This window comes from Streptomyces smyrnaeus (assembly GCF_017676345.1).
Taxonomy (GTDB): domain Bacteria; phylum Actinomycetota; class Actinomycetes; order Streptomycetales; family Streptomycetaceae; genus Streptomyces; species Streptomyces smyrnaeus.
In genome coordinates, this window is record NZ_JAFFZM010000025.1 from 31,815 (window position 1) to 48,091 (window position 16,277).

12 protein-coding genes are annotated in these 16,277 nt (G+C 69.7%); 6 read left to right on the forward strand and 6 right to left on the reverse strand.

Annotated features, from left to right (window positions below; translation table 11 throughout):
• Nucleotides 1–43: 43 nt before the first annotated feature.
• Nucleotides 44–964 (forward strand): oxygenase MpaB family protein, encoded by a 921-nt coding sequence (locus JW613_RS30345; RefSeq protein WP_209214087.1) that lies wholly within the window; start codon nucleotides 44–46, stop codon nucleotides 962–964.
• Nucleotides 965–1,051: 87 nt separating this feature from the next.
• Here JW613_RS30345 and JW613_RS30350 read toward each other — a convergent pair whose 3' ends face one another.
• The gene (locus JW613_RS30350) at nucleotides 1,052–1,666 is read right to left on the reverse strand and encodes a class I SAM-dependent methyltransferase (protein WP_209214088.1); all 615 of its coding nucleotides are present in this window, start codon (nucleotides 1,664–1,666) and stop codon (nucleotides 1,052–1,054) included.
• Between the two features lie 183 nt (nucleotides 1,667–1,849).
• Here JW613_RS30350 and JW613_RS30355 point away from each other — a divergent pair, with 183 nt between their 5' ends.
• Both JW613_RS30355 and JW613_RS30360 read left to right on the forward strand, forming a co-directional pair.
• Nucleotides 1,850–2,242, forward strand: a complete 393-nt coding sequence (locus JW613_RS30355; RefSeq protein WP_099886967.1) for a roadblock/LC7 domain-containing protein — start codon at nucleotides 1,850–1,852, stop codon at nucleotides 2,240–2,242.
• A 102-nt stretch (nucleotides 2,243–2,344) separates the two neighbouring features.
• A complete protein-coding gene (locus tag JW613_RS30360; RefSeq protein WP_245226546.1) occupies nucleotides 2,345–3,343 on the forward strand; it encodes a DUF6397 family protein in 999 nt (332 codons plus the stop codon).
• Between the two features lie 88 nt (nucleotides 3,344–3,431).
• On the opposite strand, the gene tesB is transcribed toward JW613_RS30360, so the two are convergent.
• Nucleotides 3,432–4,367: an acyl-CoA thioesterase II gene (gene tesB / locus JW613_RS30365; protein ID WP_209214089.1), complete on the reverse strand. Its 936-nt coding sequence runs from the start codon at nucleotides 4,365–4,367 to the stop codon at nucleotides 3,432–3,434.
• 64 nt (nucleotides 4,368–4,431) lie between these two features.
• Nucleotides 4,432–6,960, reverse strand: coding sequence for a DEAD/DEAH box helicase (locus tag JW613_RS30370; protein ID WP_209214090.1), 2,529 nt, complete (start codon nucleotides 6,958–6,960; stop codon nucleotides 4,432–4,434).
• A 175-nt stretch (nucleotides 6,961–7,135) separates the two neighbouring features.
• Here JW613_RS30370 and JW613_RS30375 point away from each other — a divergent pair, with 175 nt between their 5' ends.
• Entirely contained in the window at nucleotides 7,136–7,933 is a 798-nt protein-coding gene (locus JW613_RS30375; RefSeq protein ID WP_209214091.1) for a metal-dependent hydrolase, read from the forward strand.
• Nucleotides 7,934–7,959: 26 nt separating this feature from the next.
• Here JW613_RS30375 and JW613_RS30380 read toward each other — a convergent pair whose 3' ends face one another.
• Nucleotides 7,960–9,735, reverse strand: coding sequence for an ABC transporter ATP-binding protein (locus JW613_RS30380; protein ID WP_209214124.1), 1,776 nt, complete (start codon nucleotides 9,733–9,735; stop codon nucleotides 7,960–7,962).
• 65 nt (nucleotides 9,736–9,800) lie between these two features.
• Entirely contained in the window at nucleotides 9,801–11,846 is a 2,046-nt protein-coding gene (locus tag JW613_RS30385; protein WP_209214092.1) for an ABC transporter transmembrane domain-containing protein, read from the reverse strand.
• Between the two features lie 223 nt (nucleotides 11,847–12,069).
• Here JW613_RS30385 and JW613_RS30390 point away from each other — a divergent pair, with 223 nt between their 5' ends.
• A complete protein-coding gene (locus JW613_RS30390) occupies nucleotides 12,070–12,927 on the forward strand; it encodes a L,D-transpeptidase family protein (RefSeq protein ID WP_209214093.1) in 858 nt (285 codons plus the stop codon).
• Nucleotides 12,928–12,933: 6 nt separating this feature from the next.
• Here JW613_RS30390 and JW613_RS30395 read toward each other — a convergent pair whose 3' ends face one another.
• Nucleotides 12,934–14,343 (reverse strand): Gfo/Idh/MocA family protein, encoded by a 1,410-nt coding sequence (locus JW613_RS30395; RefSeq protein WP_209214094.1) that lies wholly within the window; start codon nucleotides 14,341–14,343, stop codon nucleotides 12,934–12,936.
• Nucleotides 14,344–14,870: 527 nt separating this feature from the next.
• On the opposite strand from JW613_RS30395, the gene JW613_RS30400 reads away from it, so the two are divergent.
• Nucleotides 14,871–16,202: an alpha-amylase gene (locus JW613_RS30400; RefSeq protein ID WP_209214125.1), complete on the forward strand. Its 1,332-nt coding sequence runs from the start codon at nucleotides 14,871–14,873 to the stop codon at nucleotides 16,200–16,202.
• The last annotated feature ends 75 nt before the right edge of the window (nucleotides 16,203–16,277 follow it).

A 16,277-nucleotide genomic window follows, 5' to 3' on the forward strand; every position in this document is an offset into this window, starting at 1 on the left:
GTGTCTGTGACAGACGCAGTGAATCCGATGAGAGGGGCACCACGTGCGGCGCTACGACCGGCTCAGGCACATCCTCCAGCTGGACCCGGAAGAGGACTCGCACGAGATCTACCGACTGATCGCCGCCTATGAGTTCCCCTGGGACTTCACCCGAGCTCTCGAACTCGCCCTGTACCGGACCTACGCCGTGCCCAGCATCGGCAGACTGCTGGCCCGCACCGCCGAGCTGACCGACCGCTCGCAGAAGCGCTACGACGACACAGCGCTCCTCCTGGACACCGTCGTCGAGCACGGCTTCGAGAGCGCGCAGGGGCGCACGGCCATCCGCCGGATCAACCAGATGCACCGCGCCTACGACATCACCGACGACGACATGCGTTACGTCCTGTGCACATTCGTCGTCATGCCCAAGCGCTGGCTCGACGCCTACGGCTGGCGCCGTCTCACCCATCATGAGCTGCGGGCCGTCAGCCACTACTATCGATCGCTCGGGCGCCACATGGGCATCAAAGAGATTCCCCGCAGCTACGAGGAGTTCGAGGACTTTCTCGACTCCTACGAAGAGACCCACTTCGGGTGGGACGAAGGGGCGCGGAAAGTCTCCGATGCCACCCTTGATCTGATGGCCTCCTGGTATCCGCGTCCGCTCGCCCCCGTGGTGCGCGGTGCCAGCCTGGCCCTGCTGGACGACTCCTTGCTACGGGCCTTCCGCTACGACGAGCCCGGGGCGCTCGCCCGTCGACTGACACGGGGTGCGCTGCGGCTTCGGGGCCGGGGCGTCCGGTTGATGCCGCCTCGCCGCAGGCCGCACTACGCCCGGCAGAACCCGGAGATCAAGAGCTACCCCGGCTACCCGGGCGACTACCGCATCGCGGACCTCGGCACCTTCCCGGCCGGAGGGGCGGGAGGTGTATCGGCCTGCCCGGTGCCTCATGTGCCGAAGGAGGAACCGGGGTGCTCCTGAAAGACGGAGCGGCGGGGCCGTGCGTTGGGGCCCGGACTTCCGACGCCCACGCACCGAGAGGTCTCAGAACCCGGCACGCCCGGTGGGTCACTCCGCTTCCCGCTCGGCCAGCGCAAGATACCGGTCGTCCCGGTCCACGTACGACAGCAACCGCCAGCCGGTGGCGGCCAGCAGGGTACGCAAGCGCGGCTCGGCCCGGATGTCGTCCGGGGTGATCTGCCTGCCCTGCCGAGCCGCCAGCGCGGCGCGGCCCACCGGGTGGAAGAGCGCCAGACGGCCCTTCGGGCGTACCACGCGGGCCAGTTCGCGCAGTCCGCTGTCCGGGCCGGGGAGGTGGGAGATCAGTCCGGCTCCGAACACGGCGTCCAGACAGCGGTCCCGCAACGGCAGTCGGGAGACGTCCGCGAGCAGCAGCGCGGCAGTCCGGTGCCGGCCGGCCCGGACGGCCTCGTCCAGCATCGCGGGAGTGAGGTCGGCGCCCAGCACGGTGCCGTCCGGGCCCACCGCGGCACGCAGCTCGGGCAGGGCCCGCCCGGTGCCGCATCCCGCGTCGAGCACCGTGTCGCCGGGCCGCAGGGCGGTTTCCTCCACGGCCGCGGCGAACGCCGGACCGTCGTCGGGGAACCGGGTGTCCCAGCGAGCGGCCCGCTCGCCGAAGAAGGCCCGGACCGCCGCCCGGTCGTCTGCCAAGTCGTGTGTCATGCTCCTCATCTTCCCGCGTGCGGGCAGCTGAGGAGTGGAAGCCCGCACTTCTGTTCGGCGATGCCGCTGTGACAGGTGCGACAGGGGAGTAACTGTGCGCAACAGAACAGGACCTTGTGGTTGCTCACTGTGCTCTTGTGGGTAAGGGTGGCACGGCAGATGCCGAGGAAAAGGGGGCGCGTGGTGGCACTGAACACGGGACTCGACTGGTTGCTGGACGACCTCACGAAGCGGATCTCGTCGGTCCGGCACGCGCTGGTCCTCTCCAACGACGGGTTGGTGACCGGGAGCAGCCACGATCTGGAGCGGGAGGACGCGGAGCATCTGGCCGCGGTCTCGTCCGGGCTGCACAGCCTGGCCAAGGGGTCCGGTCAGCACTTCAAGGCCGGACGAGTGCGCCAGACCATGATCGAGTTCGATGAGGGAGTGCTCTTCGTGATGGCCGCCGGGGACGGCAGCTGTCTGTGCGTCCTCGCCGAGGCCGAAGCGGACATCGGCCAGGTCGCCTACGAGATGACACTTCTGGTCAACCGCGTCGGCGAACACTTGGGACTGGCAGCGCGAAACGGCAACTGACCTGCGGTTCAGCAAAGTTATCCACAGGCGCGGCGGGAATCGCGGCAGCGGGCTATCGTCGTTTTCACGCAAGGTAGTCGAGTACCGACGGGGGATGACGATATGCGAGCCAAGCCTGTGGACCGCCGCGCGCCGGCACCGTTCCGCCACCCGGCCGACGTGGCGCTGCGCACGGCCGCGAAGGAGCTGGGGCTGCGTCCCAGGGAGTTCGAGCTGGCGGTGCAGACCGATCACGTACGCACGGTGCCGGGGCCGCCGGGAGGAGCCCGCCGGGTGCCACGCCAAGAGCTGGAGCGGATCAAGGGGGCGCCGGATTTCCCCGGCGGGCTGCGGGAGCGGCTGCGCGTCATGGGCGCGAGTGAGGCCTCCGAACTGCTGGACATCAGCCCGGCCCGGTTCGCCCGCCTCGCCAGGGCCGGTTGTTTCGGCCCGGTCAGCTTCTATGTGAACCGTTATCGCACGGTGGTGTGGCTCTATCTGGTGGAAGAGCTGCGGGACTTCGCGGAGAACAATCCGATGCTGCTGACGGGACGGCTGCCGGCGGGTATGCGGGCCAAGCTCCAGGCCGGCACCGACCATCGTGCCCGCTGCTGGCGGCAGCGGCGCCTCAACCAGTTGGTGCGGCACGCAGTCGGCCCCTGGGAGCAGGCCGCGGTACGAGCGAGCGTGCTGGACGACGCCACCCTCGCCGAGGCCGTGCCCGACCCCGGCGAACGGGCCCGGCTCGAGCGCCTGCGCCCGTGCTTCCTGGAGGTGCGCAGCGTTTCGAAGGCCACCCGGGACACCCTGGCGGAGCTGTGTCTTGCCGAGGGCGAGGAGGAGATCCGCTGGCACCGGTTCCTGCTGGACGCGGAGCTGGAGACGGCCAGGGCCGCCGAGGCGGTCGCAGCCGCACCTGCCCTCCGCCGCCGGGCCACCTCCCGGTCGGCGCCCGACCTGGAGGAAGGGCATCTCCTCCAGCCGGTTCCGGAGGTGGGCGCGCGGCCCGATCCCGGTACCGCGCGGCCGGTTGCGGGACCCCCCTCCGTCGCGGTTCCCCGGCGGCGCTGGTCGCTGCTGCGGCGCCGCAGGCCGAAGCCCGCCGCTCGCCCGGCCCGGTGAACCGGAGCCGTTCCCGCGCCGCCCAGGTGCGCCGGGCGCTCCCGCGCCGCGCGGGTCCGCCAGGTCGGCCGAGCAACCGGCGAACGGCTCAGGTCGAGGTCGCCTGCCCTGGGGTCTTCTCCTGAGCCGGAGCAGGGGGCGTCTCGTTCCGCTCGGGGCTGTGCGGGCGGAACAGTCCCTCCTGCATCACCGAGACGATCAACCTCCCCTCGCGGTCGAAGATCTGGCCCCGGGCAAGACCCCGCGCACCCGTGGCGATGGGTGACTCCTGCTGGTAGAGGAACCACTCGTCGGCACGGAACGGCCGGTGGAACCACATGGCGTGGTCCAACGAGGCGGTATCGAAGTTCCGCGGCCCCCACAGCGGCTCGACGGGCAGGCGTACCGCGTCGAGCAGCGTCATGTCGCTGGCGTAGGTCAGTGCGCAGGTGTGCACGAGCGGGTCGTCACCGAGGGACCCGATCGCGCGCATCCACACCGCGCTGCGCGGCTCGACCCCTTCGAGCTCGGAGGTGTTCCATCGCAGCCGGTCCACATAGCGCAGGTCGAAAGCCTGTCGTCGGGCCATGCGCTCCAGCGGCACAGGCAGCGAGCCCAGGCGCTCACGGATCTCGTCCGCGAGTTGCGGAAGGCTCTCGGGCTCCGGCACCCGGGGCATCGGCATCTGGTGCTCGAAACCGGGCTCTCGAATATGAAAGGAGGCGGTCAGATTGAAGATCGTGCGGCCCTGCTGGACGGCGACCACGCGGCGCGTGGTGAAGGACCGCCCGTCCCGGACCCGCTCCACCTGGTACACGATCGGCACTCCGGGGATGCCAGGACGCAGGAAGTACGCGTGCAGCGAGTGCACGGGGCGCTCCTCGTCCACGGTCCGCCCCGCCGCCACCAGCGCCTGTCCGGCCACCTGCCCGCCGAAGACCCGCTGGAGTGACTCGTGGGGACTCCGCCCCCGGAAGATGTTGAGGTCGATCTCTTCGAGGTTCAGCAGATCGACAAGGCGTTCGGCAGGGCTGGGCCCGGTCATCTCATGCGTTCCTCTCTCACGTCCGGGGCGGCGATCGCGCTGCGAAGTGCGCTGGGTGCCGCACTCACATCGGGCCGACGTCGGTCACCTTGACCACCGCACGACCCTCCTCGTCCGAGGCAACGAGATCGACCTCGGCCGAGATACCCCAGTCATGATCGCCACGCGGATCGGCGAAAGTCTGCCGGACGCGCCACAGCCGGTCCTCCGGGACCTCCTCGATCTTCAGCAGACGCGGACCACGGGCGTCCGGCCCGGTGCCCAGCTCGTCGTACTCGTCCCAGTAGGCGTCCATGGCATCGGCCCACGCGTCCTCGTCCCAGCCGGCCTCCCCGTCCAGGTCGCCCAGCTCGGCGACCTTGTCCATGGCGGCCAGCTCCACCCGGCGGAACATCGCGTTGCGCACCAGGACCCGGAAGGCCCGGGGGTTGGCGGTGACCGGCTTGACCTGGTCGGCGCGTTCCTGGGCCTCCTCCGCCGTCTCGTCCTCCGGGTTGGCCAGCTGCTCCCACTCGTCCAACAGGCTGGAGTCGACCTGCCGGACCATCTCACCGAGCCACTCGACGATGTCCTGGAAGTCTTCCGACTTGAGGTCGTCGGGGACGGTGTGCTCGAGAGCTTTGTAGGCGCCGGCCAGATAGCGCAGGACGATGCCTTCCGTGCGGGCGAGCTCGTAGAAGGAGACGAATTCGCTGAAGGTCATCGCGCGTTCGTACATGTCGCGGATGACCGACTTCGGGGAGAGCGCATGGTCCCCGACCCATGGGTGGGACTTGCGGTAGAGCCCGTAGGCGTGGAAGAGCAGCTCTTCGAGGGGCTGGGGGTAGCTGATGTCCATCAGCCGCTCCATCCGCTCCTCGTACTCGATCCCGTCGGCCTTCATCTGGGCCACGGCTTCGCCCTTGGCCTTGTTCATCTGCGCGGCGAGGATCTGGCGCGGGTCGTCCAGCGTCGACTCGACGACCGAGACCATGTCCAGCGCGTAGGAGGGCGACTCGGGGTCCAACAGCTCGAAAGCGGCGAGGGCGAAGGTGGAGAGCGGCTGGTTGAGGGCGAAGTCCTGCTGGAGGTCGACGGTCAGTCGGATGGTGCGGCCCTCGGAGTCCGGCTCGTCCAGCCGCTCGACGATGCCACCGTCCAGCAGCGAGCGGTAGATGGCGATGGCACGGCGAATGTGCTGCAGCTGGGAGCGGCGGTCCTCGTGGTTGTCCTCCAGCAGCCGCCGCATCTGGGCGAACGCGTCACCGGGGCGGGCGATCACGGAGAGCAGCATGGCGTGCGTCACCCGGAAGCGGGAGGTCAACGGCTCCGGGTCGGAGGCGATCAGCTTCTCGAAGGTCTGCTGACCCCAGCTGACGAACCCCTCCGGGGCCTTCTTGCGGACCACCTTGCGGCGCTTCTTCGGGTCGTCGCCTGCCTTCGCCAGCGCCTTCTCGTTCTCGATCACATGCTCGGGGGCCTGGGCGACGACGAAGCCGGAGGTGTCGAAGCCCGCGCGTCCGGCTCGGCCCGCGATCTGGTGGAACTCGCGGGCGCGCAGCGTGCGCACCCGGCTGCCGTCGTACTTGGTGAGCGCGGTGAACAGCACCGTCCGGATGGGAACGTTGACTCCGACGCCGAGGGTGTCCGTGCCGCAGATGACCTTCAGCAGCCCTGCTTGCGCAAGCCGCTCGACCAGCCGCCGGTACTTCGGCAGCATCCCCGCGTGGTGCACGCCGATGCCGTGCCGCACATAGCGGGAGAGGTTGCGGCCGAACTTGGTGGTGAAGCGGAAATTGCCGATGACCTTGGCGATCTCGTCCTTCTCCGCGCGGGTCGACATATTGATACTCATCAGTGCCTGTGCCCGCTCCACGGCCTGCGCCTGCGTGAAGTGCACGATGTAGACCGGCGCCTGGTGGGTCTCCAGCAGTTCGGTCAGCGTCTCCGTCAGCGTTGTCGTGCGGTACTCGTACGACAGCGGAACCGGGCGTGTCGCGGAACGCACGACCGCCGTGGGGCGGCCGGTGCGGCGGGTCAGGTCCTCCTCGAAGCGGGAGACATCACCCAGCGTCGCCGACATCAGGATGAACTGCGCCTGCGGCAGCTCCAGCAGCGGGATCTGCCAGGCCCAGCCCCGGTCGGGCTCGGCGTAGAAATGGAACTCGTCCATCACCACCTGGCCGATGTCGGCATTCGCGCCGTCACGCAGCGCGATGGAGGCGAGTACTTCGGCAGTGCAGCAGATGACAGGGGCGTCCGCGTTGACCGAGGCATCACCGGTGAGCATGCCGACGTTCTCGGTGCCGAAGAGCTTGCACAGGTCGAAGAACTTCTCCGAGACCAGTGCCTTGATCGGAGCCGTGTAGAAGGTGACCTTGTCCTGTGCGAGTGCGGCGAAGTGAGCCCCTGCCGCGACCAGACTCTTACCGGAACCCGTCGGGGTCGACAGGATCACGTTCGCCCCCGAGACCACCTCGATCAGTGCCTCCTCCTGGGCGGGATAGAGCGAGATACCCCGCTCTTCCGCCCATCCGGAGAAAGCCTCGAAAAGGGCGTCGGGATCGGCGTCGCTCGGCATCTGGTCGATAAGGGTGGCTGTCACGCCCCCCATACTGCCTGCTGCCCCGGCCGATCAGGGAACCGGTGGGTTCTCGATGATCACCGGGCGCTACGCTGTGTCGTCGAACGGGCGTCAGACCCGAACGGGAGCAGCGCGGGGGCGCGGGGCGCGGGCCCGGCGGCGGAGCCGCGAGGCACGCGATACGAAGGACAGGGCGGGGATACGCATGATGGGACCGGCGCACTCGCTGTCGGGAGCAGCTGCCTGGCTAGGCGTAGGGGCCGCCGCAGCTGTGCTGGACCATCCGATGCCCTGGCCGGTGGTGGTCGTCGGCGCGCTGTTGTGCGCGGGCGCCGCGTTGGCGCCCGACCTCGACCAGAAGTCCGCCACCATCTCCCGGGCCTTCGGTCCTCTCTCCCACGCCTTGTGCGGCGTGGTCGACAAGCTGTCCACCGCCGTCTACAACGGCACCCGCTCGCGGGGCGAGCGGCGCCGTTCCGGAGGCCACCGCACACTCACCCACACCTGGCCCTGGGCTCTGTTCATAGGTACGGGCTTCTCCGCGGCCGCCGCCATCTGGGACCGCTGGGCCGTGCTGGTCATCCTTTTCATCCATGTGGTGCTCGCCGTCGAGGGACTGCTGTGGCGGATGGCCCGGGTCTCCAGCGATGTGCTGGTGTGGCTGCTGGGAGCCGCCTGCGCCTGGATCCTGGCGGGAGTGCTGGAGAAGCCGGGCAACGGTGCGGACTGGCTGTTGACCGGAGACGGCCAGGAGTACCTGTGGATGGGGCTGCCCATCGTGCTGGGCGCGATGGTGCACAACATCGGCGACGCCCTGACCATCTCCGGCTGTCCGGTCCTGTGGCCGATTCCGATAGCGGGCAAGCGGTGGTACCCGCTGGGCACACCCCGCTTCATGCGCTTCCGCGCCGGCGCCTGGGTCGAGAACGCCATACTGATGCCCGCCTTCATGGTGCTGGGCGGAGCCGGCAGCCTGGTCGCCTTCGGATTCATAGGAAGCTGACCCGTCGCGTCGGCCGACTCCTGGGGTCAGCCGTGCCAGGAGCGCCACAGCGCCGCGTACGGGCCGTTCGCCGCCACCAGCGTTCGGTGGCTGCCCAGTTCGCTGATACGGCCGTCCTCCACCACGGCGATGACATCGGCGTCGTGCGCCGTGTGCAGGCGGTGCGCTATCGCGACCACCGTGCGCCCTTCCAGTACCTTGGCGAGAGATCGCTCCAGGTGCCGAGCGGCCCGGGGGTCCAGCAGGGACGTCGCCTCGTCCAGTACGAGGGTGTGCGGGTCGGCCAGCACCAGTCGGGCGAGCGCGATCTGCTGGGCCTGAGCGGGGGTGACGGTCAGCCCACCCGAACCGACCTCGCTGTCCAGCCCGTCCCCGAGCGCCCGCACCCAGCCGTCGGCATCGACCGCGCCCAGCGCGGCCCACAACTCCGCGTCCTCGGCGCCCTGCCGGGCGAGCAGCAGGTTGTCGCGCAGGGTACCGACGAAGACGTGGTGCTCCTGGTTGACCAGCGCCACATGGCGGCGCACCTCCTCGGCGGGCAGCTCGCTCAACTCGGCGCCGCCCAGGGTGACCTCGCCTCGCCGCGGTCCGTAGATACCGGCCAGCAGCCGTCCCAGCGTCGACTTACCGGCGCCCGACGGGCCGACCAGCGCGACCCGGCTGCCGGGGGCGACCTCCAGCGTGACCCCGTGCAGCACATCGACATCCGCGTGGTAGCCGAAGCGCACCTCCCTGGCGCGCACCTCCTTGCCCTCGGGCGCGGTGCCGCTGCCGCCTTCCGGTTCGATCTCCCGTACCCCCACCAGCCGGGCGAGCGAGACCTGGGCGACCTGGAGCTCGTCGTACCAGCGCAGGATCAGCCCCACGGGCTCGACCAGCATCTGGGCGAGCAGGGCGCCGGTCGTCAGCTGTCCGACGCTGATCCACCCCTGGAGGACGAAGACACCGCCCAGCAGCAGTACGCCACCCATGATCAGCATGTTGCTGAGGTTGACGGTGGGGAAGAGCACCGTGCGCAGCCACAGTGTCCTGCGCTCCCAGGCAGTCCACTCGGCGACACGGCGCTCGGAGAGTGCCACCCGGCGTGCGCCCAGCCGATGGGCCTCCACGGTCCTGCCCGCGTCCACCGTCTCGGCGAGTGCCGCCGCCACCGCCGCGTAGCCTGCGGCCTCCGCGCGGTAGGCGTGCGGTGCCCGGCGGAAGTACCACCGACAGCCGGCGACCAGCACGGGCAGCGCGAGCACCACGGCCAACGCCAACGGCGGCGCGGTGACACACAGTGCCCCGATCAGCAGCGCGGCCCACACCAGGCCGATCGCCAGCTGGGGGACGGCCTTCCGCATGGCGTCGGCCAGCCGGTCGATATCGGTGGTGATCCGGGAGAGCAGATCGCCCGTCCCGGCCCGTTCCAGCACGCTGGGCGGCAGCCCCACGGAGCGGACGAGGAAGTCCTCACGCAAGTCGGCGAGCATCTCCTCGCCCAGCATCGCGCCACGCAGCCGCACCTGCTGGGTGAAGACCGTCTGCACCAGCAGCGCGAGTGTGAACCAGAGGGTGATGCGCCCCAGTTGCAGCTCGCGATCCCCGGCTGCCAGATCGTCCACGAGCCCGCCCAGCAGCGCCGGCCCCACCATCGACGCCACGACGGCGACGCTGTTCACGGCCACTATCAGTACGAACGAACGCCGGTGCCGACGCAGCAGCTCACGCACATAGGACCGGACCGTCGCGGGGGAGCCGACCGGGAGGATCGTGACGTCCTCGGGGGCCGACGGGTCGTAGTCGGGTTCGGGCACGCCGATACGCCGGGTGCGCCACTGCCGGGGGTCCGGGCGTTCCTCACTCGTCGCCGTGGTGCTCTGGGGGCTCACGCGGATTCGACTCCCTCGGTATGTGCGGCCTTGGTCCGCCGGCCCGCCCGCACCGGAGCGGCGCCCTGCGGTTCGCGGGTGACCACGGCCCGGTATGCCGCGTCTGAGTGGAGGAGCTGCCGGTGGGTGCCGGTGACTGCGGCAGCCGATCCATCGACGAAGACGACCCGGTCGGCGCGGTCGAGCAGCAGCGGGCTGGAGGAGAAGACCACCGTCGTCCGTCCGGACCTGAGTTTGACGAGCTCGCGGGCGATGCGCGCTTCCGTGTGGGAGTCGACGGCCGAGGTGGGTTCGTCCAGGATCAGTACTTCCGGGTCGGTGAGCAGCGACCGCGCCAGCGCGAGACGTTGGCGTTGGCCGCCGGAGAGGGACCGTCCCCGTTCGGTGATCCGGGCCCGCATCGGATCACCGTCCGCGTCCGGACTGCCCTGCACCAGCGCCTTGAGGACATCGCCGCACTGGGCGGCCTCGAGCGCCTGGGCGGAAGTCACCTGGCCGGAGGAGGGCACGTCCAGCAGCTCGGCGAGCGTGCCCGAGAGCAGCACCGGGTCCTTGTCCTGTACGAGGACGGCGGCCCGAGCCTGCTCCAGCGGCATACCGTCGAGCGGCACCCCGTCCAGCAGCACCGAGGCGGGCGCGGCCCGCTCCTCGCCGCCTCCCGTCCGGTCGGCTTCCGGGTGCACCGCTCCGGTCTGGTCTGCCTCGCCGGGCTCCCCGTCGCTCCCACCCAGGACGGCCGCGTCGCGCCGATCCTGGACAGCCGCGTCCTTCCCCTCCAGGTCAGCCGTGTCACTCCCGGCCCAGGCTTCCGTGTCGCTCCCGTCGCAGACGTCGGCCTCGGAAGCGGGGTGCCCGCCCAGACGTTCCGCGAGGCGCCCGGCAGCGTCCGGGTCACCACAGACGACGGCGGTGAGCTGTCCGGGCGGGGCGTGCAGGCCGGTGCCGGGGTCGTACAGCCCCACAGGGGCTCGCGTCTCGGCAGGCGGCGCCTGGACCTTTCCCTCCTCCTTGGGTATGTCGGCTCGCGCCGCGCCGTGGTCCTCGCCGGGCCGTCGCAGACCCAGCACTCGTGCGGCGCGGGTGGCCGACGGGCGGGAGAAGGAGTACGACATGGCGAACTCGCCGAAGAGCTGGAGCGGAAGGAGCAGGAAGCTGACCGCGCCGTAGACCATGACCAGTTCACCCACCGCGATCCGTCCGTCCAGCGCCAGCCGGGCGCCGTACCACACGACGCCGACCAGCAGCAGCCCCGGCAGTGCCACTTGGAGCGCTTCGATGAACGACCACATCCGGGCCGTGCGCACGGCTGCGTGCCGCACCTGCTGGGAGGCTCGCCGGTAACGGTCGAGGAAGAGGTCCTCACCACCGATACCGCGCAGCACCCGCAGGCCGGCGACCGTGTCGGCGGCCAGCTCCGTCGCCCGTCCCGCCCGCTCGCGTTGTGTGTCGGCACGTCGGGTGGCTCTCGGCAGCAGAGGCAGCACGGTCAGCGCCAGGGCGAGCATGCCCGCGCAGGCCAGCAGCCCCAGCTGCGGCTGGTAGACCACCAGCGCGGCGCAGACACCCAGGGTCGTCAGCAGAGCGGCGCTGAACCGGGAGACCGCCTCGACGCACCAGCCGATACGCTCGATGTCACCGGTCGATACCGCGACGACTTCCCCGGCGGCGACGCGGCGGGTGAGGGTGGCGCCCAGGGCCGCCGTTCGGCGGGCCAGCAACTGCTGGATGCGTGCTGCCGCGGTGATCCAGTTGGTGACGGCGACCCTGTGCAGCATGGTGTCGCCGACTGTCACCGCTACGGTCACCACTGCCATCGCGGCCCCGGCCAATGCCAGGTCGCTGCCCGAGTTGTGCACAACGGCGGTCACGGCCAGCCCGGCGACGGCGGGGAACGAGGCGATCGAGGCGAGCTGCAGCACCCCCCAACCCAGTGCCTTGAGCTGTCCGCCCAACTGCATGCGCCCAAGCCAAAGGAGCAGCCGGAAACCCGACCTGACGTCGGGAGCGCCGGGGTCGCTGTAAGGGAGGTCGCGAATCTGCATGACGTTCCAAGGTCTCGGAACCGCACGAGCGCGGGGAGCGGTACGGGCACTGGTACGGAGGCTGGTACGGGCACGAGCAGGGGCGGCGGCACACGGAAGGCGGGCATGCGGGCAGGCGGCAGAGGTCCTGCGGGTGTGCGCCGATCCCACCCGGTCACCCGCGGAATGGCAACGGGTTTTCCCGGGCGTCGGCACACTTCCGGCCAATGCGAAGATGGGGGCTATGGGCATGCGCGCGGCAGGACGTACAGGCACCGGGACCGGTCGGCACGGGGCTGGGGTAGCACGGCCCGGCGAGGTGGCCCAGGTCCGGGTCCCAGGGCGCGCGAAGGCCAGGGCGGCACTGGTGGCCGCGGCGGGCGGCACGGCGCTGGCCCTGCTGCTTTCCGGCTGCGGCGGGGACAGCGGTGGCGGGAGCGGTGGTGGTGACCAGGGTTCCGGCAGCGCGAAGAAGGCAACGGCGTCCGAGCTCTCCCCGCAGGCCGAACTGGCCAAGCACCCCACCCGGATTCCCCGGGTCGGCGACCGCCTCCAGGCGAAGATCCCGGACAACGCCGACCAGGTGGTGGCCGTGGAGGGCAAGGGCAAGGACTCCGCCGACGCGACGGTGCGGCTCTACACGCGGCACGGCGAGAAGTGGCGCGAGGAGCACAGCTGGGCGGCGCACAACGGCAAGAAGGGCTGGACGAACGACCATCACGAGGGCGACAAGCGCAGCCCTGTGGGTGTGTTCACGCTCTCCGACGCGGGTGGCGTGCTGCCGGAGCCGGACGCCAAGCTGCCGTACACGCAGACCTCGGCCTTCACGCCTCCCTCCTACTGGCCGAAGAAGACCCGGCACGACTTCGACCATGTGATCGCCATCGACTACAACCGTGTCAAGGGCACGTCCCCCCTCGACCCGACCAGGCCGCAGGGCAAGGCCAAGGGGGGCAGCATCTGGCTGCACATGGATCATGGCAGCGGCACATCAGGGTGCGTGAGCCTGTCCAAGTCCGGTATGCGGACCCTGTTGCGCACCCTGAACCCGGACAAACACCCCGTCGTGGTGATGGGGGACAAGGCGTCGCTCAAGCGCTGAGTCGGCTCAGGGCTTCTTCGAGTCGACGCCCGGGCGCTTCTTGCGCCACAGCCCTCGGGTGAAGTCGGGTATCTCCTGCGGGGTGCCCTTTGCCTTGATCGAGGCGTGGCTGAGCGGCACGGGGGAGGTCCAGGTCGCCGCGTCGTAGACGTCGAAGTCGGGCACCAGCCCGAGACGCATGCACTGTGTCAGGCGGAACAGCATGATGTAGTCCATACCGCCGTGCCCGCCGGGCGGATCGGAGTGTTCCTTCCACAGCCAGTGGTCGTGCTCCTTGTACTTGTCGAAGTCGCCCCACTCGTCACCGGACATGTCCGGCTCCAGATAGATGCGGGGCGGGTAGTCCTCGAAGACGCCCTTGGTGCCGCCGAGGATGTTGAGGCGGGAGTAGGGGTGCGGGTTGGAGACGTCGTGTTCGAGCCGGATCACCCTGCCCTTGGCCGTCTGGACGAGACTGATCGACATATCGCTTTTTACATAGGTCTCCTTCCAGCTCTCGTGGCCGGGCGGCATGTGCTCCTCGCGGTAGGCGGCCAGACCGAGTGAGGGAGAGCCGAAAGTGGTGATACGGACCGCGCGGTCGCCGCGGTTGACGTCCATGTAGTTGGCGGCGGGGCCGAAGCCGTGGTTCGGATAGAGGTCGCCCTTGAGCCGCGTGTGCCACTTGCGGCGCCACGGCCCTTCGTAGTAGTCCGGGTCGAACATCAGCCCGCGCAGGTCGTGGAGGTAGGCCCCGGCGCTGTGCAGCAGATCGCCGAAGAGCCCCTCGTGCGCCATCCGCAGGACGCGCATCTCGTTCTGCCCGTACACGCAGTTCTCCAACTGCATGCAGTGCTTACGGGTCTGTTCGGAGAGGTCGACGAGTTCCCACAGCTGGTCCAGCTCCATCGCGATGGGGCACTCGACGCCGACGTGCTTGCCGCCCTTCAGCGCGGCCTTGGCCATCTCGAAGTGCCAGTCCCAGGGGGTGGCCACGTACACGAAGTCGAGGTCCCCGCGTCTGCACAGTTTCTCGAAGTCGTGATCGCCCTTGGCGTAGAGGGCGGGCGCGGGCTGTCCGGCGTCGGTGACCTTCTTCGCGGCACGTTCGGTCTTCTCCCGCACCGGGTCGCACAGCGCGACCACACGCACGCCCTCCAGCGCCAGGAACAGGTCGATCATGCTGCCGCCACGCTGCCCCAGACCGATCAGCCCGACCCGGACGGTGGTCCGCTCCTCGAACGGTACGCCGATCATCGTCCTGCCCCGACGGGGTGGCGTCATGGCGGCGCTCCCGCTCTCCTCGGCGGCCGTGGCGGCACCGGACTGTGCCGCCTCGGCCGCCGAGGCGCCCAATGCGCCGATGCCCAACCCGGCGCCCGCGACCCCGGCGCTGCGCAGGACTGAACGGCGGCTGAATCCTTGCTCGTCACTCATCGGCTCTCCCGCAGCTGTGTGCACGTCGGATGCGTGAACTCGGCTCAGGACCCTGCTGGTTGAGACCAGTGGTGCGCAAGAGCGCGTACTTGGACCTTCGTTGCTCGTGGATGGACTTTCGGTTCCGTAAGATCTTGCTGCAATTGACTGGAAATTCTTGCGCAATCTCTTGACGCCGCTTCCCGACACCGGCAGGCTCCCGGCCGTACCACCTGTGAACGGCCCCCTGTGGGCGGACCGTTCACATCCCCCCACGGTGGCCCAGGCGCCTGGCTGCCTTCCCGGGCATCCCCATGCCCGCACATCGAAGGAGCCGCACGATGAGAAAACGACTGCTCAGCGTCTGTACGGCGGGAGTGCTGGCGGCAAGCGGCATGATGGCGGCAACGCCCTGGCACGCACAGGCGGCCCGCTCCATGCCGACCGACTCGGCGCAAGCCGCCTCTGCGCAAGCTGCCTCCGGACAGGCCCCTTCCGGGCAGGCGCCTTCCGGGCAGGCGCCTTCCGGGCAGGCGTCTCGACCAGGAATGCCCTCCACCTTCGCGTCGGCCGCAGCAGCGCAGGGTTCGTTCACCCAGGCCGCACCGCCCGGCGGGAAGAGCGTCACCGCGACGCTGTTCGAGCGCCCGTTCACCTCCGTCGCCCAGGAGTGCACGGACACCCTCGGCCCCGCCGGTTACGGCTACGTCGAGGTCTCACCCGCCACGGAGCACATCCAGGGCGATCAGTGGTGGACGTCGTACCAGCCGGTCAGCTACAAGATCGCAGGTCGACTCGGTGACCGTGCCGACTTCGCGCAGATGGTCGACACCTGCGAGGCCGCAGGGGTCAAGGTCATCGCGGACGCCGTCATCAACCACATGACATCCGGTTCGGGCACCGGAACCGGCGGCACCCAGTACACCAAGTACGGCTACCCGGGCACCTACCAGGACGGCGACTTCCACACCTGCCGGAAGAACATCACCGACTACACCAACCGCGACGACGTGCAGAACTGCGAACTCGTGGGCCTGGCCGACCTCGACACCGGCAACGAGAAGGTACGTGCCGCCATCGCCGGCTACCTCGACGACCTGCGCTCCCTCGGCGTGGCCGGCTTCCGTATCGACGCGGCCAAGCACATGGCGGCAGCCGATGTGGCGGCCATCAAGGCGAAGATGTCCCAGGACCCCGGCTTCTGGATCAGTGAGGTCATCCACGGCGACGGGGAGGCCGTGCAGCCCGATGAGTACACCGACATCGGCGACGTGGACGAGTTCCGCTACGGCCGTCGGCTCAAGAGCGCCTTCCAGGGCGGCGACCTCGGCTCCCTGCGGACCATCGGCGACGGAATGCTGGGCAGCGGCGATGCCCGCACGTTCGTCGACAACTGGGACACCGAACGCAACGGCTCCACTCTCACCTACAAGGACGGCGCGGCCTACACGCTCGCCAACGTCTTCCAGCTCGCCCATCCCTACGGCTCGCCCAACGTCTTCTCCGGCTACACGTTCAGCGATCACGACGCCGGGCCGCCCAGCGGCGACGAGGGGTGGACCGGCATCCACGCCAAGCCTGAGATCACCGGCATGGTCGGCTTCCGCAACGCGGTCGGCTCGGCGGAGCTGACGAACTGGTGGTCCGAGGGGCAGGCCCTCGCCTTCGGACGCGGCGACAAGGGGTTCGTCGCCCTCAACAACGGCGATGGGGGGTTGAACAGGACCTTCCAGACCTCCTTGCCCGCCGGTACGTACTGCAACGTCGCCGCCGCACAGGGCGGCTGTGAGCAGAAGGTCGCGGTCGCTGCCGATGGCCGTGCGCAGTTGACTGTTCCTGCCCACGGGGCCGTCGCCCTGCATGTGGACGCGACCGGCTGACGCACCGGGCGGGCCGCCGAGGGGCGGCCCGCCCCATGCGTGTGTCGCCGACGAGCAGCTGCCCGACGTGTGCGG